This window comes from Microbulbifer mixtoriginis (SeqCode), from assembly GCF_052466765.1.
The window spans coordinates 4,095,494-4,117,986 of sequence record NZ_CP174289.1 but is presented as its reverse complement, the minus strand read 5'-3'; the positions used below and the strand labels follow the sequence as shown (position 1 = coordinate 4,117,986).

The following is a 22,493-nucleotide window of genomic DNA, read 5'->3' as shown; positions in this document are numbered from 1 at the left end:
GAAAAGTGTGACAAGAGTTTTTTAGCAAAAGAGCTGAGAAAATAGCCTATGTATTTATTTTTGACCTGCAAAAAAAAATGCCCGCCAAAAGGCGGGCCAGGTTTCTCGAACACACTTTCAGGAGGAGAGTTTCAAGTACGTTACGCACTTAAATTTAGGTATAGCAGAGTATCGTTCTCTCCTGTATTCCTGCCTGCATTCCTGTCGTAAAAGCCGTTCAGTATTTATGCCGCCGGTACACGAGAAACCGTGATTAAACCCGATGCAAATAACTTTGATATTCCACATCGGTAACTCGAGCGCCAATCTCCGCCATCTCCTGACGCTTCAGCATAAGGAAAAGTTCGACAAACCGAGGATCGAGATATTCTCTCCACAACGCACTCTTATCAAAGCGCTTCAATGCCCCACTCCAGGTATTAATCAGTTGCTCGCTTTGCACCTGATAGGCATCGCCTTCAACTGGATCGGGAGCCTGTAACTGGTTCTCAATTCCGTGGCAGACACCGGCCAAAATACCCGCCAAGACCAAGTAGGGATTCACATCAGCACCGGCAATGCGGTGTTCGATACGACGAGCCTCGGGATTACTGGCTGGTACTCGCAAAGTGGTGGTGCGGTTGTCGTAGCCCCAGCACAGATTCAGCGGCGCGTGAGAACTCTCTTGGAAGCGGCGGTAGGAATTGCTGTGTGGCGCAAAGAAAGCCATCGCATCATTGGCGGTTGCCAACATACCTGCCGCTGCCTGACGCAGCAGCTCGGAGCCCTCTTCACTGCCATCATCAAAAACATTTTTACCATGGCTATCAACCAAACTCATATGCACGTGCATACCGTTGCCAGCCTGATCCCCAAAGGGTTTAGCCATAGTGCTTACACGGAAGCCATGGCTGCGCGCCACGCCTTTCAGCAAGCGCTTGAATAACAGAGTTTGATCCGCCACCTTGACAGGATCGGCACTGTGCAACAGATTGATTTCAAACTGACCGGGCGCGCACTCTGAGAGCACTGAATCAGCTGGAATACCCTGCTCCTCACAAGCGGCACGCACATCGGCAAAAAAGTGACGCTGCGCGTTCAGCTCAGACAAATCATATACATCGGTAGAGGGCACCAGTTCGGCATCGTTATCGCTGACTGGGCGCGGGCGCGCCAAGTGATCAACGTCATCGCGCAACAAATAGAATTCCAATTCGGTGGCACAGACTGCGGTATAACCGAGCTTCTGCAGGCGATCCACCACCCGCTGCAGCTGGGCACGTGGATCGGCATAGAGCGAAGAGCCATCCGCCTCGTGCAACTGCATATGCAGCTGTGCTGTTACCTCCCGGTGCCAGGGCGCCAGACTGATCGGCGATACCGGCAGACAAACGCCATCACTGTCACCACTGGCAAACACCAGAGGGCTATCTTCAATATCCCGCCCCCAGATATCCAGGCTGACAGCGCTACGCGGCATTTGCAGGCTTCCCTTCAGCAGCTTCTCCGCCGCTTCTGCTGGTAGCCATTTGCCGCGGGGGACACCATTGATATCGAACATAAAGCCTTCAATCCACTTTAGGTCCGTGTGTTCTGCCAGGAATTTGCGCGACTGCTCCAACAGTTCTGGTTGGGCAGTAAATTCTTTTTCTTGTGACATAAGTTGCCTGAGGTAATCCTGTCAAACCGCAGAAGCGGCCCAGAGCGGTCACCTGCATTCTCCGTTGACGGATAGTGGGTGACAGCCTTGCGCCGCTTCCAAAAAAGGGGCTAGACCCCGAGTTTACGCTAGAGCTTTAGCGGTGTCGTCAAGTGCGCGATGCGCTTTTTCCACAAGCTCATCCACCTGCTCAGTGGTAATAATCAGTGGCGGCGCAATCACCATGGCATCACCCACGGCACGCATAACCAAACCGTGCTTGATACTCAGATCACGACATACGCCACCGGCAGTACAGTCATCATCAAATCGGGCGCGGCTGGCCTTGTCTTTCACCAGCTCCAAAGCGCCGACCATACCCAGACTGCGCGCCTCACCAACGATGGAGTGCTCTGCCAACTCTGCCCAACGTTTGGCAAGATAAGGGCCAGTCTCATCGCGCACATTCTCGATAATCTTCTCATTGCGCAGGATATTAATAGTGGCCAGGCCTGCCATACAGGCCGCGGGGTGCGCAGAGTAGGTGTAGCCGTGAGTAAATTCCCCGCCCTTGCTCTTGATCACATCAGCAACGCGATCACCTACCATGGTACCGCCGAGAGGGAAATAACCATTGGTCACCGCTTTGGCGAAAGTCATCAGGTCCGGCTTGAGGCCGTAATAATCTGCACCAAACCATTCACCAGTGCGCCCGAAGCCGAATATCACCTCATCCATCACCAACAGAATGTCGTATTGATCCAATACTTTCTTCACTTCTGGCCAGTAGGTTTCCGGCGGAATGACCACACCACCTGCACCCTGGATAGGTTCGGCAATAAAGGCGGCCACTTTCTCAGGGCCCAGCTCCTGGATTTTTTCGTCGAGGCTGCGCGCGGCTTGAATTCCGAACTCCTCTGGGGACATTTCCCCGCCCTCGGCAAACCAGTAAGGCTGCTGTACGTGTTCAATGTAATCCAGCGGCTGGAACTGTTTGTGCATACCGCTCATGCCACCTAGGCTGGCACCGGCGATGGTGGAGCCGTGATAACCATTTTTGCGGGAAATCACAATGCGCTTCTCGGGCTTGTCCTGCAGATCCCAGAAACGGCGAATCAGGCGCAAATTAGTGTCATTCGCCTCAGAACCGGAGCCGGTGAAGAACACATTGCTCATACTGGCGGGAGTTACTTCTGCCAGGGCATCTGCCAGCTCGATAGATGGCACGGTAGTGCACTGGAAGAAACTGTTATAGAACGGCAGGGTATTCAGCTGCTCATAGATTGCATCGCTAATTTCCTTGCGGCTATAACCCAGGTTGCAGCACCACAAACCAGACATGCCATCCAGTAGACGATTACCATCGATATCGGTGATATAAGCGCCTTCAGCACTGGTGATCACCCGGGTGCCCTGTTGCCCCAAGTCATTGAAGTCAGTAAAGGGGTGCAGCAGGTGCTCGCGGTCGTGTTGTTGCAGCTCACTTTTGTTCATATTTCGCTCCTGGCTTTGCTCTGGGGGCTCTCCACAGCACCGGACGAGAGCCCGCATGCATCGAATGAGTCATCCCGCAATTGATCACCTACCCTCCGGAGCCCATTAACGTGCTTTGCCGGACAGGGTATTGCTTCCAAAATTTGTGATCACATTCTAGTGGCGAGACTGACGGAAGCGCAAGATCTATCTATGCCTCAGAGTAACAATAGGGTCCAGAACCGCAGTTACCCTTAGTTAGGAGAAAACCCTGAACTGAAATTGCGGCAACAAGAACCTTTACAACAGGGATACGTGAAGACTCTCACAGTGACCTATCAGGAGGAGTAAAGAGGTCGGGCTTGTTGGCCTGGGCTTCTATAAATATGACTGTAAAAGCGCCGACCCAAGCCCTAGAGTAATTCTTCGGCGGGAATTGAGCCGAGCCCCTCCTCAATATCCTGACGAATAGCAAGGCGCACTCGCGCCACATCGCCATCGGCAATCGCACCAAGCAGGTCCTCGTGACGGTCCGGCAACTCTTGTACACCGAAGCGCTGGAACACCAGGTGCTGCAGGGGAGCTGTTTGCAGCCATAGGCTCTCTATCAGCGAGAGGATGATATGGGGATGCCCCAGGCGATAGAGGGTAAAGTGGAAATCGAGATTGGCCGTCACATACTCCTCGATATCCTTCTCTCTGAGCGCTTTAGTGACTCGAGCATCTAGCTGTCGTAACCGCTCAAGAGCCCCCTTACCTACAAAGGGCAGTGCCTGTTCTGCGGCCTGACACTCCAGCGCAACCCGTGCCGCACAAATCTCTACGAGCTTTTCTGGCGTCATAGTGGGCACAGTGACACGGCGGGTATCAGACAGCTCTAGCGCTCGCTCCGAGGTCAGGCGCCGCAAGGCCTCACGAACAGGCATCGGGCTGCAATTCAAGTCCGCCGCCAAACCCCGGATAGTGACCGGGTGCCCCGGCAAAAACTTGCCACGCAGAATGGCATCTCGCACCTGAAAATACACACGCTCCTGGGTAGTGCGAAACTCCTCCTGCGGAGGGCTAAATTCCGGTGCCATCTTCATGCGGCCCCAACCTGTTGCAACTTGTGGGGCAAATCATCGGAACCCACTTCGATAAGATGATCTGCTACCCGGCCGGTCTGCCAGATTTCATAAAAGTCGTCTGCCACCTGCCGGCTCATTTCCACCACTTTTTTCCAATAGCGCACACGCTCATCCGAGGGCATCTTATAAAAGTCGTTGCGATCCGGGATCTTGCCAAATGGTAACCGCTCCACAAACCCCGGCGACGGTGCGATCAGTAGTGTCGACATCATGGCATCGCCACGCACACGTCGCCAGGACAACCCCTTGTCGAACCAACCGGGCACCATAAACGGGAAGAAATGCGGGTAGAGCACTAATCCACGTGGATGACTGAAGCGCAAATCAAAGTGGTAGTCTGTAATCCCGCCATCGCGATAATTTCCCAAGGGTGCGCCAGCCGGGTTGCGCACACCCGCCATTACCAGTGGTATAGAACCACTGGCGAGCACCACCTCACGGACATTCTCCGGAGTGAGGGGGGCATTCGCCGTACTCAGATTGCCAAACTTCACAGTGGCCTGGGCCCGGGAGTGAAACACTACGCGCTCCCAGAAGGCTTTAAGGCTATGTCTGGAAACCGCATTGACCAACGCAGACGTAAAGAGCGCCGGGGCCAGAATGGCTCGCTTTTCACTTGCCAGGGGGCCACGCCCACGCGCTGTCACGAAGTGACTCTGCCACAAGGGATTCTCCACCACCTCGCGCGCACCACTTTCCCCTAACACTTCCTGTAGAATCGCGCCACCCGTCGCCGTAATCTCAGCCGGGGTAGGCTTGGTATCGCCGTAGCTCTGGTGAATATATCCATATTCCAGACGTTCCAGCGCCGCCAAAGGATTCTCCATGGCGTAACACATATTACGAAAACTGCCGATTGATGAACCCAGCGTCGCAATAGGCTCACTGCGACCTTTGAAAAAAGCCCCCATAAGAACCCGATCCAGCTGACTGATAACCAGCCACTTGGGGCCCCCAGAAGCTCCCACCAAGGTTGAGAACTGCCCTTGATGTAATCCCTCCTCGCGAACCCTACGCGCCGCTTTGGCGCCGGCCAGTAAAATGCAACTGCGGTTCTTCACATAAATTCCTTATCAATTTACCTAAAAGCCAAAGTCAAATGAGAGCCTTGCCAGGGCCAATTACCACTCGCCGCTGTTCTCCATCGACTTCCAGGGTTCCCTCGGTTCCAGGGGCTCGCCATTTTGTAACAGTTCAATTGAGATACCGTCCGGCGAACGGAAAAAGGCCATATGGCCATCGCGAGGGGGACGATTGATCGTAACCCCCGCATCCATCATTCTCTGGCAGACGGCGTAGATATCATTCACTCCATAAGCCAGGTGGCCGAAGTTTCGCCCGCCACTATAGGACTCCGAATCCCAGTTGTAAGTGAGTTCCAGCGTGGGCGCTTTATGCTGGCGAGCACTATCGACATCCTCAGGGGCCGCAAGATATACCAGGGTGAAACGCCCTTTGTCATAATCTTTGCGATGCACCAACTGCAAGCCCAACTTCTCACAGTAAAACTTTAAGGATTCTTCCAGGTTGGCCACACGGACCATTGTGTGCAGGTATCTCACCCTCTACTCCTTCCTGTTGCCAGGATCTACAATCGCGGAATAATAAATAATTCAGCTTCGCCTGGCGAAAAGCAAATGTATAAAAAATTCTATCGTGCATTTTCTCAAGCACCCAGCGGCAGCCCATCCTCCATGCTGCACATGGCCTGTCACTCTCATCATTACTGGCCCGATGTGACCTTGGAGGCAGTCCAACAATACTGGCAGGATGCGGCACTGCTCGCCGATGACAAGTGGGGACCTATTTTCCAGGAAAAAATACCCGCCTGGCAAAGTGCCGTCGCGCGAACACTAAACCTCCCCGACGCTTCTCAAATAGCTATTGCCCCCAATACCCACGAGCTTGTCTACCGGCTACTTAGTGCCTTTCCCATCACTGAACCCCTGCATATCCTCACTACAGATGGAGAATTTTACAGCTTCACCCGCCAGCTGCAGCGGCTGGAAGAATTGCCCAACATACAAGTAACCCGTATGCCCAAACACCCCTTCTCCACCCTGGCAGAGCGCTTTGAGCAGGAACTGCATACCGGGGACTACCAACTGGCTTATGCCAGCCTGGTGTTTTTCGATTCTGGCGTGGTATTCCCCGACCTATTGCGAATCGTCGAGCAGAAGCCAACCCAAACCCAGTTTGTAGTCGACGGTTACCATGGGTTTTTTGCCCGCCCAATCGACCTAAGCGGTATTGCTGACAAAGCTTTTTTTACTGCCGGCTCGTATAAGTACCTGGGTGCCGGCGAAGGGCTGTGTTTTATGAGCATTCCTCGCGGCTGCTCCCTACGACCACTAAATACCGGCTGGTTTGCCGAGATTGCGGAGCCTGAAAATCGCCGTGGCCATGTCAGCTATGCGGACAACTGGCTGAGATTTGCCGGGGCAACTATGGATTATTCCTGCCTGTACAAGGGTCTTTCCATTTTCGATTTATTCCGACGCGAAGGTATCACCGTAGATAAAATCCACCGCTATGTCCTCAATGCCCAAAGCCGCTTCCTGAACACAATGGACAAAAACAGCCACCCGCTACTCAACCGGAAGCGCCTAATTCACCACGACCTGAAGGAGGGCCATGGCCACTTTTTCACGTTCGATTGCGGCACAACAGAAAACTCAGAAAAGCTACAAAAAGAGCTGAAAGCCCGAGCAGTCCTTTGCGACAGGCGCCAACATCTGCTGCGCCTGGGCTTTGCTATCTACCATGATGAAAATGAAACTTATCAGCAGGTTTTTGACTCTCCCCAAATAAATTCGGAGGCGCTGTTATGCTGATTAACAGGCTAAGCCAGCCGGCAGCCTCTATTGATCAATACTTTGATCCATACTTTTGCGGACGATGTAATCTTAAAAACGGGAGAGTCCGGACCTAATCATGAAGCTGCTTCTCCTCAACCCAAATACCACAGAATCTATGACGTCACTAATGGCGGGCGCCGCACAAAGGGTTGCATCTCCGCGCACCAAAATCGTAGCGACCACCGCCAAGATCGGCTTTCCTTATATTTCGAGCCGGGTTGAGGCCGAAATTATCGCTAGTGATATCCTCGAGACAATTGCTGAACACCACACACAGGTAGACGCAGTCATCATCTCTGCATTCGGGGACCCAGGTCTCATTGGTGCGCGCCAGTTATTCGACATTCCCGTGATCGGCGTTGCCGAGGCGGCAATGCTGACCGCTTGTGCACTTGGCCAGCGCTTCTCGATAGTCACATTTAGCGATAGTTTGGCGGACTGGTTTCGTGATGGTGTGCTGCGTGCCGGTCTCGAAAATCGCTTCACCGGCATTCGCCTACCTAGCGAGCGTTTCCAATCAATCGAAACTGTACAGGAAGAGCTTAGCGAGAGCTTGGTTCAGCTCGTAGAAGAAGCTGCATATACTGACCGGGCAGATGTCGCCATCCTCGCTGGAGGACCGCTCGCCGGTCTTGCCACAAAGATTTCTGGCAGACTGCCGATTCCTGTGGTCGATCCAGTCCCTGCCGCTGTCGTGCAGGCAGAGGGTCTTGTACGGCTCAACCCAGGTATTGCCCGCGCAGGTGGTTTCGCCCGACCGCCCGCGAAAGACACATTGGGCCTCCCCGATGGCCTTTCCAGGCGAATAGAGCACACTGACTGAGCTTCTTCCAAGACTTCCTTATAATCTCTACTCTCCCGATAGCTCTGGCTCAAAGAATTACGGAGGTTGGATTTAGCCAGCCAGATACAGCCTGCGATTAAGCATCCTAAAAACGAATGCAGCCACGTGTTTCTAACAGACGTCGATACCTTCTTCTCCTGAGTTTTGTTTTCTACCAAGAAAGATGAAACTTATCAGAAGAAATTTAGCTCTGATTAAGTTGGCAGCACTTTCCCGGCCAAGTGGCAAGCCAATATTGCCAAGCAGCTTGTCTACAGCTCCCCGATGATCCGTTATGCTGACCTTCTTGCTCAGCTGCGGTTCAGAAAGGCACTGATAGTATTTGGCGCCTAATGCATCGGAGTGATGCCAAATCCATAGCGATTGATAAGGAAAAATCATGAAGTTAGTAAAATTCTCGACAATCACAGTACTTACTCTGCTTATCGCCGCTTGCGGAAATGGGCAGGCTCCCTCCGAACGGGGAACCCTGGTCTCTATTGCGGCTCAAGGTGAGGCAAGACAGGCTCCCGATGTTGCCAATTTGTCTGTAGGCGTGGTAACTGAGGCAGACGACAGCAAGCAAGCCATGCAAGATAATGCCGAACAAATGGCTACGCTAATGAAAGCGATTAAGAAAGCCGGTATTGCCAAGAAAGATATTCAAACCAGCGGCGTCAGTCTTTCTCCCCGCTACCATTATCAGAGAGATCAGAAGCCCAAAATCGTCGGCTATACTGCGCGAAATACCCTCAACATCAAAGTGCGCAAATTGGGTGAGCTGGGAGGTGTACTGGACGACCTCACCGCCGCCGGGGCCAACCAAATTAACGGTCCCAGCTTTGAGATTGGCGAGCCAGAACCAGTAAAAGCTGAGGCCCGCGAAAAAGCCCTATTGGATGCCCAGGAGCGCGCGACTATTTACGCTAAAGCACTGGGTATGAAGGTTCGTCGAATCGTGAGTATTTCTGAACAGGGTAGCGGCGGTATGCCCCGACCTATGATGTTAAGGGGCCAGATGGAGTCAATGAAAGACAGTGCTTCAACCCCTATTGCCCCCGGTGAGACTACCGTAGCTGTCAATTTGGACCTGGTCTTCGAGCTGAAATAATCAATTACTTCTATACCGGCCCCGCAACTCTATGCGGTGCCGGTATTCTACTCACAGCTGTCAACCATCCCCCTCATGCTCCAGAAATACCTCCACTGCCGGCTCGCTGGGGTATTTGAAAACCTTGCCTTCCTTCATGACAAACTGCACCCGTTGCAATTCGGAGATATCCTCCAGAGGATTTCCTGCAACCGCAATGATGTCCGCGAGTTTGCCCTCGCTGATACTGCCAAGCTCGTCTTGAATCTGCAGTAATTGTGCGGCATTCCAGGTTGCAGAGCGGATGGCGTCGGCAGGAGTCATTCCCCCCTGTACCATCAAGACAAATTCCCGCGCATTCTCTCCATGCCGGGTCACACCGGTATCGGTCCCGAAGGCAATTTTAACTCCACGTTTATAAGCCTTGGAAAAAGTCTCTTGCATTAGAGGCCCCATAGTGGCGGCCTTGGGACGAACAATTTCGGGTAAAAAGCCATCAATCGCAGATTTCTCAGTTACCCACTCTCCTGCCATCAAAGTCGGAACAAACCAAGTATTGTTCCTACGCATGAGATCCATCACCTCTTCATCCATGTAAGTGCCGTGCTCAATGGAGTTCACACCGGCGCGAATAGCTCGAATCATGCCTTCCTTACCATGGGCATGTACCGCCACGGTAAAGCCATAATCTTTGGCAGTGGCAACAATTGCCTCCAACTCATCCTGCATAAATTGTGGATTTTGCCCACTTTTGGCAACACTTAGCACCCCGCCAGTAGCAGTGATTTTGATGAGGTCTGCACCATCCTTATAGCGCTGACGAATCGCCTTGCGCGCGGAAATAGGCCCATCCACAACACCATCGGCCGGGCTGGGATTCCCTACTAAGTCATGGCGGCGACCATTCGTGGGGTCGGCGTGACCACCGGTGGTTGCGATAGATTTTCCCGCAGTGTAAATCCTCGGTCCCTCAATAGTGCCTGCTTCAATCGCTCGCCGCAGACTGACGGTGACATTATCGTGATCACCCAGATTGCGGATGGTGGTAAAGCCCGCCTGCAAGGTACGGCTGGCCGCATCGACACCGCGCAGAGTGAAGTCTGCCGGATTCCAGGTATAAGATTCCGTATAAGCACGAGGACCAAACTCATAAGTGAGGTGGCTGTGCATATCCATCAATCCTGGAAGCACAGTGTAATTGCGCAAGTCGACAAGAATTTCCCGCTCCCGCTTGGCAAACCCTTTTTGTACCGACTCAATACGGCCATCCACAATATGAATCGTGCGATTCTCTAACAGTTTTCCATTGCTGCTATTGAAGAGTTTCCCCGCATAAATAGCGAGTTCTTCAGCAGTAGCCTGCTGGCAAAACAGACCGGCAAAAATAGCCAGCGCCGTGACTGTGCGGCGAAAGAAGCAGCCTCTATTGGAACTTGTGGTCATTGTCGTCACCAGTAAATCTCTTTTAGATTTGTAATGTTTTTATGGACAGCTGCTCAATTTAACGCAATCGCCGAGGCGAGAGGAAGCCCTATGAAGATCTATGAGTTTGCAAGCGCCCCCAATTGTCGTCGAGTTCGCATGTATCTTGCGGAAAAAGGCATCGAAGTTGAATTTACCCATGTAGATATTACCAAGGGCGAAAACCTCAGCCCCGAATATCGCAGTAAAGATATCAACAAGAAAGTTCCCGTATTGGAACTGGATGATGGCGCTTATATCTCTGAGTCCGTAGCGATTCAACGATACTTCGAAGAACTACACCCGGAGCCGGCACTCTTTGGCCGCGATGCAAAAGAAAAAGCCCTAGTGGAAATGTGGAATCGCCGTGCCGATTTCAACTTAATGTTTCCAGTAGGAATGTGCTTCCAACACGTTTCTGGCTTTTTCAAGGACCGCATGAATGTCTATCCTGAATTCGGCGAGGATTCGGGTAAACGAGCGATAAAATTTATGGGGGCTCTAAACGACCACCTCTCTGATCATGAATTTCTGGTTGGAAATTATTTCTCAGTAGCCGATATCAGCATGGTGTGCAGTCTCGATTTTGGCAAAGTACAGAATCTGCGCCCGGATGGCGAAAAACACCCCCACCTGATCCGCTGGCGCGAGCAGCTCAAGCAGCGCCCAAGCTTCAAGGTCTAAGGTAAATTTCTGAAACACTATTCGGAATAGACTGCCCAGCGGAGGTCATCAGGTTTTGAAAAAAACCACTAAATGCTCATAAAAAAACGCCCTGGTTTATAAGAAACCGGGGCGCTTTTAGTATGAAATCAATTTTTTTATTGATCTTTTGCGGGTAGTACCTCTACAGGACCAATATCCAGGGCCTCAACCTCTCCCTTAATTTTTTCCAGATCGCCAACAATGACCCAAGTAAATTGATCTGGGGCAAGAAACTCTTGCGCAGAGGACTCTACCTGCTCCTTATTCAACTCGGCCACCCTTTGAGGATAATCAGCAATGTAATCTTCCGGTAAGCCTTTTTCCACCTGCCAGTTGATACTGGACAATAACTGGCCTTTGGTTTGGAAGCGTGCACTCTGTTTTAGCACCTCATCATTTCGATAGTCCTCCAACTCCTTCTCGGTAATTGGGCGGTTAGTCAAATACTCATGATACTCTTTGATTAATTCCTTGATGGCCGGGGCTGTTTTATCGGTCTGCACTGGGGCAAACAGAATGTAAGGCCGCTGACCTTCCGTATCCATGGAAACCGCTCGGGCGCCGTAGGACCAATGCTTGTCTTCACGCAGGTTCATATTAACCCGCGAGGTAAACTTACCAGCGATCGTATTGGCCATCGCATCAAAAGCTTCAGCACCCTGCGGCTGCCAAGGCGGCATCACCAATCCAGCCATGATGAAACTTTGCTGGGCGCCTGGACGATCCAGGAGGTAAACCCTGGCCTTTTCCGGACGCGCCACCTTGGCCACATCAATTTGTGGCAACTCCTCTTTAGGCGCTTTCCAGCCACCCAGAGTTTCATTCAGCAGCGGTTCGATCTCTTTTTCTGTTACATCACCAACAATGGTGAGAGTGGCGTTATCGGGACGCACCCAGGTATTCTGGAAGTTCACCAGATCTTCGCGAGTGATCGACTTAATGCCTTCAGGTGTGCCAGAGCCGGTCAAGGGGGCGCCATAGGGATGCTCGTTACCAAAGAGCAGTGGCGGCAACTCACGCAGTGCCAATCCCTGGGGTTGTGCCTTTTCCTGGGCGATAGCATCCAGGCGATTGGACTTTACCCGCTCGAGATCGGACTCGGGGAAACGGGGCTCGGTAACCACCTTGGAAAATAACTCCAGTGAGGGTTTCAACTGTGACTTAAGGGCACTCATGCTGATGGAGTTGTAATCCAAACCACTGCCACCACCAATACTCACCCCTAGCTCCTCGGATCTGGCGCTAAACTCCAGGCTATCGAGATTGCCGGCGCCCTCATTCAACATTTGTGCCGCGACTGAAGCGAGCCCGGGTTTACTTTTGTCTGCTGAGGCGCCACTGCGAAATTGCAGATTCATCAACACAACCGGCGTATCGTGGCGCTCAGCCAAAACAACCCGAAGACCATTTTTCAGGGTAAAGTTCTGCTGCTTAGGTAATTCCAGCTCTACATTTTTATCCACCTCCGGCAGCTTACTGCGGTCTGCCCCCTCGGTGGCTGCGGTGAACTGCTGCTGAGGTTGGATAATCAAAGTGTAAGAGTCATCTTTCAGCCACTGCTCTGCTACATCCTGCACCTCACGAGCGGAAACCTTGGCATACTCTTCAACACCTTTCAGAAGTGCGCCGGGATCGTCATAGTAAAATTCCGAACGGGCAAGGATATCGCTCTTACCACCAAAGCCACCGGTTTTTTCCAATCCTTTTACCAGGCTGGCGAATTCACCCTGCTTAACCCGGCGCAACTCTTCTGCGCTGACGCCGTTTTTAGCAAACTGCTGCAACTCCTTATCTAAGAGTTTTTCCACTTTATCGACAGGCTGCCCCGGCTTTACATCCACCACAATAATCAGCTGACCTGCCAACTGGCGACCGTAATAAAAAGCACTCACACTGGTCGCTACTTTTTCATCCCGGACCAATCGACGATATAAAAGGGAGTTTTTACGATTTGCCAGCAGCGAAGTCATCAGCTCCAGGGCATGCTCTTCCTCACTACCAATGGCGGGGACATTCCAAACCTTGTAAATACGGGTTTGCGGTACCTGGTCGTGAACAACTTCGCGCTTTTTCACCTGGGTGGGTAACTCCCAGTTTTTGATTCGAGGTTGCACTTTAGTACTGGGAATATCAGCAAAATATTTGCGCGCCTTGGCCATCGCCTCATCAACACTGATATCACCGGCAATAACCAGGGTGGCGTTGGCCGGTTGATAGTGATCTGCAAACCACTTCTTTACATCTTCAAGGCTGGCATTATCCAGGTCTTCCATGGAACCTATAGGTGTCCATGAATAGGGGTGATCCGCAGGGAAGGTACTTTTGGCAATAATGTCAAAAGCTTTACCGTAGGGCGCATTCTCTCCCTGGCGTTTCTCGTTTTTAACCACCCCGCGCTGCTCATCCAGCACCTCCTGGGTAATAGCGCCTTGGAAGTGGCCCATCCGGTCAGACTCCATCCACAGAGCCATATCCAGAGCTCCCTTGGGAACTGTGGCAAAGTAATTGGTGCGATCGTTACTCGTGGTGCCGTTCATATCGGTAGCACCGGAGCGCTGAAAGGGTTCAAAGTATTCGCCGGGAAAGTTCTCACTGCCATTGAACATAAGGTGTTCAAATAAGTGCGCAAAGCCGGTTTTACCCTTCGGCTCATCCTTGGAGCCCACCTTGTACCAGATGTTGGTAGAGACAACCGGGGCCTTGCGATCCTCGTGCACAATAACGGTCAGTCCGTTAGGCAAAACTTCCTTGTGAAAGGGAATATCCAGTTGAGGAGGCGGTACGAATGCTTTCTGATCCGTAGCCGCATCTTTACTGCTGGCTGCGGCTTCCTTGTCCACGGAAAGAGCGTGGGGGGTATCATCGGTAGACTGATTACAGCCGGCAAGACCAGCAGTAGCGATAACGACACTGAAGAACACTGGACGCAAGTCCATATTGTCACTCCCTAGTAATAACCGCGGATTCAGGATGGCAAGTTTAGGCCAGTATCCAATCCATTTACCGGCTCGCCCTCCGCAGTAACGAACCAAAAACCTGACACCAGAATGAGGCACCAGGTCACTACATCAATCTTGAGACAAAAAAATGGGCACTAAAGTGCCCAAATAAATACATCACAGAGAGAAGCGATGATGCCAATCGCCAGGGATCAGGTCATCGGCACATCTCCCGTGCCGAATTAGGTTATGCTGCCACGGTGCCGGATTTGTTCTCCGTATCACCAGTCACAGAGTGGTGTCCGAAGCGTTCTTCAGCAATACGGTCGGCCACATGCGCTGTAGTCTCGCCAGTCTCGTCTGCACGCACAAACACTTCTTTCATGGTGCTGCCGATTTCTTCGATATGGGCCTTCACCTCTGCGGCGTCGTAGTCACCTTTTTGCTGGTAGTAAACATCAATAATGCCGCCGGCGTTGATCACATAGTCTGGCGCATACAGAATGCCTTTCTCGCGCAGAGCCGCCGCATGGCGCTCCTCGGCCAGCTGGTTATTGGCTGCACCGGCCACAGCACCCACCTTCAGGCGGGAAATGGTGTCATCATTAAGAATGGCACCCATAGCGCAGGGAGCAAACAGATCAACATCCAGATCAAAGATCTCATCTGCGGTCACGGCAATAGCACCCAGCTCAGTTACCGCACGGTCGATATTGTCCTGGAAGATATCGGTCACAAACAGTTCTGCACCAGCATCTTTCAGTAGTTTACCCAGGCGGAAGCCCACGTTGCCCACCCCCTGGATAGAGACCTTTAGACCCGTAAGGTCGGTTTTGCCCCAGCGGTGTTCGACAGCAGCCTTAAGGCCGACAAACACTCCATATGCAGTGGAGGGAGAGGGGTCACCGCCGAATTCAGAACCCGCGAACAGACCGGACACATACTCGGTAGTCTCGCCAATTACGCTCATGTCGGCAACACTGGTGCCGGAATCCTCTGCGGTAATATAGCGGCCGCCCAGGGTATTGATGAACTCACCCATGGCGCGCAGCAGCTCGGGAGTCTTTTCCTTACGCGGATCGCCAATAATGACGGATTTTCCGCCACCCAGTTTCAAGCCAGCCATAGCAGACTTGTAGGTCATGCCTCGTGAAAGGCGCAGAACATCATTCAGAGCCTCGCCGTCATCGGCGTATGGCCACATGCGGCAGCCACCCAGGGAGGGACCTAAATTCGTATTGTGTACCGCGATAATTGCCTTGAGACCACTCTTAGCATCTTGGTAAAACGCCACTTGTTCGTGCTTATCGTAGGCGGAATGGGAAAAAATACTCATTAACTGTTCCTCTCCGGAAGGCCGGTTCTACAGCTGGGGAACAACCACAGCCCTTATCTGTTTTTATTTAGGGGTAAGATTATATCTAGCTTCGGCAGATAAAGTTTGCATATTTTGCACAGAACAGCGCTGTAATAGCTAAATCCTCACACGAATTATTTTTTTTTAGGACAGCGACCCCTACGGAAATATACTGGGCCATACAGTCATCGATCTTGACTGCCCCTTCAACCCGGCATCTTTGCGCTTAATCAAACGGATATGATTTCTCCTTCTTTAGCCACCTGTTACCCGCTTCATTCTGGTCTGGTAGAATCCGCGCCTAAATCGACCCCCGAGAGATCAACTCGATGCTGAATGCCGACGCTCTGAAACAACTTTCACAACTGAAAACAGATATTCGCTCCAGTAAGGAGTTTGCCGAGGGCCGGGTTCGCGGCAGCAACGGCAAATTTGGCTTTGTGGAGCTAGAAGATGGACGCGAGGCTTTTTTACCTCCCAATGAGATGGAACGGGTTTTCCCAGGTGATCGTGTCCGCGTCAGCCTCACGGAAGAGAAAAAAGGCAAGCTCAGCGCTGAGCTGGATACACTGATCGAAAGCCAACTCGACTATCTGGTTGGGCAATATGTCCAACGGGGCCAGGGGCATTTTATCCAGCCCAGCCAGAACGGCTTGTCGCGCTGGATTTTCCTGCCTCCCAAGGCCCGCGGTAAAGCACAGCCGGGAGAGTTTATCGCCTGTAAAATCAATCGACACCCATTCAAAGATGGCCGCGCCCAGGCAAAAGTGGAGACGGTCATTGGCAAGCCCGATATCCCCGGTATTGAGCATGCTTATGTAGTAGCGCAATTCAAATTGCCTGAGCAGTTTGGCCAACCTGCGGAGGCCCAGGCGCAAGAAATCAGCGCTCAACTCGCCGAAGTGATCTCCGAGCGCCAGGATCTGTCTGAACTGGGCTTTGCCACAATTGATGCGGAAAGTACCCGCGATATGGACGACGCCCTCGCCGTCACCACCCGCAACGAAGGCTGGACCCTGCATATCGCCATCGCCGACCCCTCCAGTGTGATAGAAACCGGCAGCCCCCTGGACAAAGAGGCGTTCGAGCGCGCTCACAGCCAATACCTGCCCGGTGAAACCCTACCCATGCTGCCGCGTAACCTGTGTGAAAACCTGTTCTCCCTGGTACCCGGAGAACTGCGCCCGGCCCTGGTGGTTCATATTGATATCAACACTGATGGCAGCCTGGGCGAAAGCCGCTATGAATTTGCTGCGATTCGCTCCCAGCACAAGCTGAGCTACATCCAAGTGAGCCAGTTCATTGAGGGCGACGAATCCGCCGTACCAGAAGAGCAAAAACAAAGTCTGCACAACCTGGCTGCCGTTTTTGAAGCTCGCTCTGCCTATCGTGCAAATCACTCCCTGGCGATGGAAGACCGCCCCGATTACGAGATTCACCTCGACGACAAGCGCAAGATCGCTCGTATCGAAAAGCAGGAGCGCAATATTGCACAGCGCATGGTGGAAGAAGCCATGCTCGCCACAAATATCAGCATTGGCGGCAAACTGGCTGAGCTGCAACAGGGCTGCTTCTCGGTACACCTGGGTTTTCGCGAGGAGCGCATGGGTGAGGTACGCAGCCTACTCAAAGAGTTACTACCGGAGCATGCAGAGCAAGACCTCGGCGAATTGCCACATTACCTAGCCCTGGTTAAGTATCTGGAAAGCCATGGCGATGCACAGATGCAAAACCTGTTGTCGGTTCTGAAGCGCATGCTGCGCCCCGGCCAACTCGACAACAAAGCGGGAGCGCACCTAGGTCTAGGCCTTGAAGCCTACGCCACTGCGACCTCCCCCATTCGCAAATACAACGACCTGCATAACCACCGGGTACTGCGTGCCACCCAACAAGACGGCCCTGCTGCAGCGCTTAGTGACGAACAGATCGAAGCCCTACAGGACAGCCTGACCCGCGGCCGCCAGGCCAATCGTGCGCTCGAGCAATGGCTTTATGCCCAATTTATGCAGGACAAGGTTGGACAGGCGTTCAGCGGCAAGGTCACCCTGGTCAATGGCGCCGGTCTCGGTGTGCGCCTGGACGAATTTGGTATTGATGGATTTGTTCGCCTAAATGGGGATAAAAAGAATCTGCCGAATTTTGACGGCAAGCACCTTACCCTTACCTACAACGAACAGAGCTACCAGCTGGAACAAACTATCAGCGTTAAAGTTTCCTCTGTAGATGTCGATAAACGCCGCATCTCCCTGGAGCTCTTACCTGAAACTTCAGCAAACGAAATGGCTATAGAGAATTAAGCCAAGCAGAACCCCAAAGAGCCCGGCACCCGCCGGGCTCTTTACTGTTATGCCCTAGCTGCGCCAATTTAAACGCAGAGCATAAAACCAACCCATAACAATGCCCGAGGCCACCAATGAGCAATATTGCTGAGCTGAACCCTAAACCGCTATGGCAACACTTCGCCAAACTCTGTGAAATTCCCCGCCCATCCAAGCATGAAGACCGCGTTGTCGAACACATTGTGGAATTTGCCAAGAATCGCGGCTTAGAAGTTCAGCTCGACGAAATTGGCAATGTCATTATCAAGAAGCCGGCTACCCCCGGCATGGAAAACCGCCAAACACTGGCACTGCAAAGCCATGTGGATATGGTGCCGCAGAAAAATGCCGATACCGATCACGATTTTCTGACGGACTCCATCAAACCCTATATCGATGGTGAGTGGGTAACCGCAGAAGGCACCACCCTGGGGGCTGATAACGGCATCGGTGTAGCTGCCATCCTCGCTCTAATGGAATCTACAGATATCCCGCATCCAGCCCTAGAAGCACTGCTGACTATTGATGAAGAAGCGGGTATGACCGGAGCGAAAAATCTTAAGCCAGGTTATTTTGAAGCAGACCTGCTGTTAAATCTCGATACCGAAGATGAGGGAGAACTCTACATCGGCTGTGCCGGTGGAGTGGACGTTAATGCCGCCCTACCCTACACCGCCGAGCCTCTGATGGCTGACCTTCAGGCTTTCAAACTCACTGTACGCGGTCTACGCGGTGGGCACTCCGGCCTGGACATTGACAAAGGTCGCGGTAACGCCAATAAAATTGCCAATCGTGTTATCGATACCGCTCAGCGAAGCATTCCCCAATTGCGCATTGCCAGCCTCGATGGTGGCAGCTTGCGCAATGCCATCCCTCGGGAATCTTTCAGCACTCTGGTTGTACCGAATAACGCACAGAAACAGTTACAGGAAATTGTTGAGCAAGAGAGCGCGCAAATTGCACGTGAATTCGACAATGAAGCAGCGCTGGAGATTTGCTTGGAAGCAGCCGAAGCACCGAGCAGCGTTATGGATGAAGCGAGCCAGCTGAAATTAATCCGTGCTATTCGCGCCTGCCCCAACGGTGTAGAACGCATGAGCACCGCGCTGGATGGTATTGCCGATACATCCAACAACTTGGCTCGTGTGGTAACTGTTGAAGAAAACGGCCAACATCAAGTAAAGATGCAATGCCTGGTACGCAGCCTCTCCGACAGCGCCCGAGACCACCATGGACTCGACGTAGCCGCCATATTCGAGCTAACCGGTGCAAAAACCAAGCTGGGCAATGCCTATCCCGGCTGGACGCCAAACCCTACATCACCACTTCTTGCCATGATGCGGGAAGTGTACAAGGAAATGGCTGGAGAACATGCAGAAGTAAAAGTCATCCACGCCGGCCTGGAATGCGGTCTTTTAGCCAAGCCATACCCCAACTGGGACATGGTCTCATTCGGCCCCACTATCCGACGCGCCCACTCACCCGAAGAGCGAGTGCATATTCAGAGTGTGGCTAACTTCTGGGATTATTTTATTAAAGTTGTGCAGGCCATTCCTGCCCGTAGCTAGCTTAATGATCAACCTATAGAGCTATCTCTAGCAGTATCATCCTTTTTATTGCCTGCCCACTACAAATCATCTGAGTGGGCAGGCGACCCCCAACAAGTAAAAATCAAGTCAACAGTCTTCTTTCTCAATCTGATTTACTTTTTTGTCTCATCAATTAATAAAATATTTTTTATTTTCCAAAGAGTGCTCAGCGCCTTTATAAAAATTCTTACTCTAGAAACCACTACGGAACTTCCCTTGAATGCCTTAGGTCAATAGAATCGCTTTAACACAACATGGAAGAACTATGAAAAGTGTGATTTTTACCTGTATTCTTTTCCCATCCTTCGCATTCGCCTCTGCAAATCTGAATAACCACCTTAGCTTTGGTGTAGGTACACAATATGGAGGCCTTTTAGGTATCTAGTACTCAAACACCTATGGGGCCGACACTTTTTATATCGGAGGAGGGCTGGCCGACAACCTTGATGTAGAGTATGGAATAACCCTTGGATGGGAAAGAAGCTTGAACCCGAAACACTCCCTCGGCTTGCTTATAAGAACAAAAGAGCTAGATTGGGAACATTATATTTATGAAAATTCAAACCTTCTCAGCGCATCGCCGAACGATAAGTCATTATCTGAATTCAAATATAAAGGACGTTATGAAAGCTATATCGCAGGATCTTACACTTACTTCTTCAATAGATTTGACGAGGCCAGCCTCTTAGGTGGTATCAGTTTGGGAAAATCCTACCTAAAAACTAATAAAGATGGCTCATTCAGAGATGGGACCGAGCTAAAACTACATTTCGGCTATCAATTCTAAACATTCACAGGGAACGATATTAATGAAAACTATCAGTCTAGCAATTTGCTCTCTTATGTTAACGGGCTGTGGGACTTTCACCACCCTCTCCAGCACAGACCGTGAAATTTCTGCAAATTTAAAACGGCAAAAATCCAACTGTGAATCCATCCCGAGAGTCTACAGCGGTCTTTCCTACAATATATGTAAAATGCATTCAGACAGTGAATCAATAAATGTCGACTTACTTCTCGGCGTGTACCTCGTAGACAGCCTCTTTTCCACCGCAACTGACACAATAGTGCTTCCATTTACCATGATTGAGCAGAGGAAGAACGGAAATATTTCAGTCTCCAGCAGTCAGTATTAACAACGGTATTTAAGTAAAAACAGAGAATAAAAGCCGCTGGCAGATCTATGAAGTATCAATTGCTGCCAGCCTCTTATAAATTAACAACATTTCCTATGACAGTTGAAAAACCCTATTGACCTCGACAACACAAAGAGCTTAATAAGGTTAACTACTCCCCCCCCGCTGAAGGGTGCTGAGAAATCCAATGTTTGGCAATATCTGACCTTCTACAAATCCAAACTTTTTCATGATTTTGGATATAGTCAATAAATTGGAGTAAAGCCATTGCACGAGCGGGGTGGCCACTGATTCGGCCATGTAAGCCAACCGTTAACATTTTCGCCTGACTCTCCCCTTCTAGCCAGAGAAGATCAAAAGCATCTTTTAAAATTTGAAAAAAATCTTCTGCCGAAGCGCAGCCATTTGGGAAAAGATATCGAACATCATTATTCACAAGGCTATAGGGAATGATTAGCCTAGGCTTTGGGGTGTAACTCCAGTATGGCAAGTCATCGCTGTAGGAGTCAGAACTATAGAGGACCTGGGAAACTTCCCCTAGAAGTTTGCGGGTATTAGCACTAGTGCGACCAATATACCAACCAACTTCTCTCTCTCCAGTTAGTCTTTCAATGCATTTATGGGTTGTTCGTATATGCTCTCGCTCAACGGCTTCATCAATATGGCGATAATCTAACCAGCGATATCCATGCCCTGCTATTTCATGACCTGCGGCTACCAATGCCTGTGCCACACTTGGGTTCAATTCCAGTGCCAACCCACAGGCGAAGGCCGTTAGTGGGAGTTGGTTCGAGTTGAAGATATTGAGGATACGCCACACGCCAGCCCGGCTACCATACTCATACATACTCTCAACACTGAGGTCTCTTTCCCCTAAACGCGGCTCCCTACCAAAGAGTTCATGTAAGTAAGCTTCCGATTGATCATCCCCGTTTAAAACACAAGATTCAGCGCCTTCCTCTATATTCAGTACAAATTGAACGGCTATCCTGGCCCCATTCGGCCATTTTGGATCCGGAGGCTGCCCTGCATAGCCTTCTAAGTCACGCACAATCATCAACCCAGCTCAAAGGTTGTTACACCAAAAATACGCTCATGAGCAATATTGGGCTTAGAGCCTAGGTACATACGCGCACAACCAAATACCTCTTTCATATTATATTTTTTAACTAAAGCCATGGCTTCTTGATTATTTTCCGGCACATCCAAAAATACAGCCCCTCCTGAAGAAAACTTTGTCAATTCAATCAATAGCGCTTCAGCCAACTGACCGTTATTGGCAAATAAAGGGCCCACTTTACAACCTTCACCACAGCGGCGAATTACCCCATAACCTTTCAACGTTCCCGATTGCAATACCCCCAAAGCCTGAGCCCCTTCTTGATTCAGCCAAGTACGCAAAAATTTTTCCCTTCCTGCAGGGAAGCAGGTCATGTCATATTGAAGAAGCTGATCGAAAGGAATCTCTGCAAGAGGTAATATTTCAAAATTTCCACTACCATTTGAAGCCACTTTTAAAGGCACGGCCATACTAAAACGCAAGTTGCGATGAGAGAATTTAAAGCCGCCTTCCCCATAGAAATCCTGCATCTGGAATGCAGCATCCAGCCCCACTGAAGCTCCTGGGCTTAACCTTTCAAGCATTCGTTGACGACGGAAATACCAAAGTTTACGACCAAGCCCCAATCCTCTGTACTCTGGCTTCACAATAAAGAAGCCCATAAAGCCATATATTCCCTCATACGAGGTAATAGCACCACCGCCTATCATTTTGTCCTGAACCAGTGCAGCGATAAATGCTTTAGAGTCCGTTTGCCAAAAAGTTTCAGCATCATGCAACCCTGGATTCCAGCCCTCTTGAGCTGCCCAATTTACCAAGACATCGACTTCAGGGCGCTGCATATTACGTATAGTCATTGTATCTTTCATATCCACCCCTATTTATAAAGAGACTGAGATCAACTCCATTAACAATCTAGTTAAATGTGACTTTTTAACT

19 protein-coding genes are annotated in these 22,493 nt (G+C 51.1%); 8 read left to right on the top strand and 11 right to left on the bottom strand.

Annotated features, from left to right (window positions below):
* Positions 1 to 253: 253 nt before the first annotated feature.
* From ACJJIV_RS17940 to gloA, 5 genes are all read right to left on the bottom strand, one after another.
* Positions 254 to 1,639 carry a glutamine synthetase family protein gene (locus ACJJIV_RS17940; RefSeq protein WP_444889823.1) on the bottom strand — a complete coding sequence of 462 codons (1,386 nt, stop codon included), beginning with the start codon at positions 1,637 to 1,639 and terminating at the stop codon, positions 254 to 256.
* A 123-nt stretch (positions 1,640 to 1,762) separates the two neighbouring features.
* Entirely contained in the window at positions 1,763 to 3,169 is a 1,407-nt protein-coding gene (locus ACJJIV_RS17935; RefSeq protein ID WP_444889822.1) for an aspartate aminotransferase family protein, read from the bottom strand.
* A gap of 335 nt (positions 3,170 to 3,504) precedes the next feature.
* The gene (locus tag ACJJIV_RS17930) at positions 3,505 to 4,176 is read right to left on the bottom strand and encodes a GntR family transcriptional regulator (protein ID WP_444889821.1); all 672 of its coding nucleotides are present in this window, start codon (positions 4,174 to 4,176) and stop codon (positions 3,505 to 3,507) included.
* The gene (locus ACJJIV_RS17925; RefSeq protein ID WP_444889820.1) at positions 4,173 to 5,279 is read right to left on the bottom strand and encodes a hypothetical protein; all 1,107 of its coding nucleotides are present in this window, start codon (positions 5,277 to 5,279) and stop codon (positions 4,173 to 4,175) included. The genes ACJJIV_RS17930 and ACJJIV_RS17925 overlap by 4 nt, the downstream gene beginning before the upstream one ends.
* 60 nt (positions 5,280 to 5,339) lie before the next feature.
* Positions 5,340 to 5,780 (bottom strand): lactoylglutathione lyase, encoded by a 441-nt coding sequence (gene gloA / locus ACJJIV_RS17920; RefSeq protein ID WP_252082423.1) that lies wholly within the window; start codon positions 5,778 to 5,780, stop codon positions 5,340 to 5,342.
* Between the two features lie 75 nt (positions 5,781 to 5,855).
* On the opposite strand from gloA, the gene ACJJIV_RS17915 reads away from it, so the two are divergent.
* Together ACJJIV_RS17915 and ACJJIV_RS17910 are read left to right on the top strand one after the other, a co-directional pair.
* The gene (locus tag ACJJIV_RS17915) at positions 5,856 to 7,052 is read left to right on the top strand and encodes a hypothetical protein (RefSeq protein WP_444889819.1); all 1,197 of its coding nucleotides are present in this window, start codon (positions 5,856 to 5,858) and stop codon (positions 7,050 to 7,052) included.
* 100 nt (positions 7,053 to 7,152) lie between these two features.
* Positions 7,153 to 7,899, top strand: a complete 747-nt coding sequence (locus tag ACJJIV_RS17910; protein WP_444889818.1) for an aspartate/glutamate racemase family protein — start codon at positions 7,153 to 7,155, stop codon at positions 7,897 to 7,899.
* A gap of 132 nt (positions 7,900 to 8,031) precedes the next feature.
* Here the strand turns inward: ACJJIV_RS17910 and ACJJIV_RS17905 are convergent, their stop codons facing one another.
* Positions 8,032 to 8,328, bottom strand: a complete 297-nt coding sequence (locus ACJJIV_RS17905) for a hypothetical protein (RefSeq protein ID WP_444889817.1) — start codon at positions 8,326 to 8,328, stop codon at positions 8,032 to 8,034.
* On the opposite strand from ACJJIV_RS17905, the gene ACJJIV_RS17900 reads away from it, so the two are divergent.
* Entirely contained in the window at positions 8,300 to 9,010 is a 711-nt protein-coding gene (locus ACJJIV_RS17900) for an SIMPL domain-containing protein (protein WP_444884270.1), read from the top strand. The genes ACJJIV_RS17905 and ACJJIV_RS17900 overlap by 29 nt on opposite strands.
* A 60-nt stretch (positions 9,011 to 9,070) precedes the next feature.
* Here ACJJIV_RS17900 and ACJJIV_RS17895 read toward each other — a convergent pair whose 3' ends face one another.
* Entirely contained in the window at positions 9,071 to 10,432 is a 1,362-nt protein-coding gene (locus tag ACJJIV_RS17895; RefSeq protein WP_444889816.1) for a metal-dependent hydrolase family protein, read from the bottom strand.
* A 90-nt stretch (positions 10,433 to 10,522) separates the two neighbouring features.
* Between ACJJIV_RS17895 and ACJJIV_RS17890 the strand changes: the two genes are divergently transcribed.
* Entirely contained in the window at positions 10,523 to 11,134 is a 612-nt protein-coding gene (locus ACJJIV_RS17890; protein ID WP_444889815.1) for a glutathione S-transferase family protein, read from the top strand.
* A 137-nt stretch (positions 11,135 to 11,271) separates the two neighbouring features.
* Here the strand turns inward: ACJJIV_RS17890 and ACJJIV_RS17885 are convergent, their stop codons facing one another.
* Both ACJJIV_RS17885 and ACJJIV_RS17880 read right to left on the bottom strand, forming a co-directional pair.
* The gene (locus ACJJIV_RS17885) at positions 11,272 to 14,091 is read right to left on the bottom strand and encodes a M16 family metallopeptidase (protein WP_444889814.1); all 2,820 of its coding nucleotides are present in this window, start codon (positions 14,089 to 14,091) and stop codon (positions 11,272 to 11,274) included.
* A 250-nt stretch (positions 14,092 to 14,341) separates the two neighbouring features.
* Positions 14,342 to 15,430, bottom strand: a complete 1,089-nt coding sequence (locus tag ACJJIV_RS17880; RefSeq protein ID WP_252082454.1) for a Glu/Leu/Phe/Val dehydrogenase dimerization domain-containing protein — start codon at positions 15,428 to 15,430, stop codon at positions 14,342 to 14,344.
* 350 nt (positions 15,431 to 15,780) lie between these two features.
* Here ACJJIV_RS17880 and ACJJIV_RS17875 point away from each other — a divergent pair, with 350 nt between their 5' ends.
* From ACJJIV_RS17875 to ACJJIV_RS17860, 4 genes are all read left to right on the top strand, one after another.
* Positions 15,781 to 17,748 carry a VacB/RNase II family 3'-5' exoribonuclease gene (locus ACJJIV_RS17875; protein WP_444889813.1) on the top strand — a complete coding sequence of 656 codons (1,968 nt, stop codon included), beginning with the start codon at positions 15,781 to 15,783 and terminating at the stop codon, positions 17,746 to 17,748.
* A 116-nt stretch (positions 17,749 to 17,864) separates the two neighbouring features.
* A complete protein-coding gene (locus ACJJIV_RS17870; RefSeq protein WP_444889812.1) occupies positions 17,865 to 19,337 on the top strand; it encodes an aminoacyl-histidine dipeptidase in 1,473 nt (490 codons plus the stop codon).
* A gap of 505 nt (positions 19,338 to 19,842) precedes the next feature.
* Positions 19,843 to 20,145: a hypothetical protein gene (locus tag ACJJIV_RS17865; protein ID WP_444889811.1), complete on the top strand. Its 303-nt coding sequence runs from the start codon at positions 19,843 to 19,845 to the stop codon at positions 20,143 to 20,145.
* A 22-nt stretch (positions 20,146 to 20,167) separates the two neighbouring features.
* Positions 20,168 to 20,494: a YceK/YidQ family lipoprotein gene (locus ACJJIV_RS17860; RefSeq protein ID WP_444884263.1), complete on the top strand. Its 327-nt coding sequence runs from the start codon at positions 20,168 to 20,170 to the stop codon at positions 20,492 to 20,494.
* 151 nt (positions 20,495 to 20,645) lie between these two features.
* Here the strand turns inward: ACJJIV_RS17860 and ACJJIV_RS17855 are convergent, their stop codons facing one another.
* Both ACJJIV_RS17855 and ACJJIV_RS17850 read right to left on the bottom strand, forming a co-directional pair.
* On the bottom strand, positions 20,646 to 21,545 hold the full coding sequence (locus ACJJIV_RS17855) for a polysaccharide deacetylase family protein (protein ID WP_444889810.1): 900 nt from the start codon (positions 21,543 to 21,545) through the stop codon (positions 20,646 to 20,648).
* A gap of 5 nt (positions 21,546 to 21,550) precedes the next feature.
* Entirely contained in the window at positions 21,551 to 22,423 is an 873-nt protein-coding gene (locus ACJJIV_RS17850; protein WP_444889809.1) for a GNAT family N-acetyltransferase, read from the bottom strand.
* Positions 22,424 to 22,493: the final 70 nt, after the last annotated feature.

What these genes read in the sequence shown, in the direction of transcription:
- ACJJIV_RS17930 (WP_444889821.1), bottom strand. Translation starts at nt 4,176, where the DNA reads ATGAAGATGGCACCGGAATTTAGCCCTCCGCAGGAGGAGTTTCGCACT.
- ACJJIV_RS17895 (WP_444889816.1), bottom strand. Translation starts at nt 10,432, where the DNA reads ATGACCACAAGTTCCAATAGAGGCTGCTTCTTTCGCCGCACAGTCACG.
- ACJJIV_RS17880 (WP_252082454.1), bottom strand. Translation starts at nt 15,430, where the DNA reads ATGAGTATTTTTTCCCATTCCGCCTACGATAAGCACGAACAAGTGGCG.
- ACJJIV_RS17915 (WP_444889819.1), top strand. Translation starts at nt 5,856, where the DNA reads ATGTATAAAAAATTCTATCGTGCATTTTCTCAAGCACCCAGCGGCAGC.
- ACJJIV_RS17890 (WP_444889815.1), top strand. Translation starts at nt 10,523, where the DNA reads ATGAAGATCTATGAGTTTGCAAGCGCCCCCAATTGTCGTCGAGTTCGC.
- ACJJIV_RS17940 (WP_444889823.1), bottom strand. Translation starts at nt 1,639, where the DNA reads ATGTCACAAGAAAAAGAATTTACTGCCCAACCAGAACTGTTGGAGCAG.
- ACJJIV_RS17885 (WP_444889814.1), bottom strand. Translation starts at nt 14,091, where the DNA reads ATGGACTTGCGTCCAGTGTTCTTCAGTGTCGTTATCGCTACTGCTGGT.
- ACJJIV_RS17935 (WP_444889822.1), bottom strand. Translation starts at nt 3,169, where the DNA reads ATGCGGGCTCTCGTCCGGTGCTGTGGAGAGCCCCCAGAGCAAAGCCAG.
- ACJJIV_RS17850 (WP_444889809.1), bottom strand. Translation starts at nt 22,423, where the DNA reads ATGAAAGATACAATGACTATACGTAATATGCAGCGCCCTGAAGTCGAT.
- ACJJIV_RS17875 (WP_444889813.1), top strand. Translation starts at nt 15,781, where the DNA reads ATGCTGAATGCCGACGCTCTGAAACAACTTTCACAACTGAAAACAGAT.
- ACJJIV_RS17860 (WP_444884263.1), top strand. Translation starts at nt 20,168, where the DNA reads ATGAAAACTATCAGTCTAGCAATTTGCTCTCTTATGTTAACGGGCTGT.
- ACJJIV_RS17900 (WP_444884270.1), top strand. Translation starts at nt 8,300, where the DNA reads ATGAAGTTAGTAAAATTCTCGACAATCACAGTACTTACTCTGCTTATC.
- ACJJIV_RS17910 (WP_444889818.1), top strand. Translation starts at nt 7,153, where the DNA reads ATGAAGCTGCTTCTCCTCAACCCAAATACCACAGAATCTATGACGTCA.
- ACJJIV_RS17870 (WP_444889812.1), top strand. Translation starts at nt 17,865, where the DNA reads ATGAGCAATATTGCTGAGCTGAACCCTAAACCGCTATGGCAACACTTC.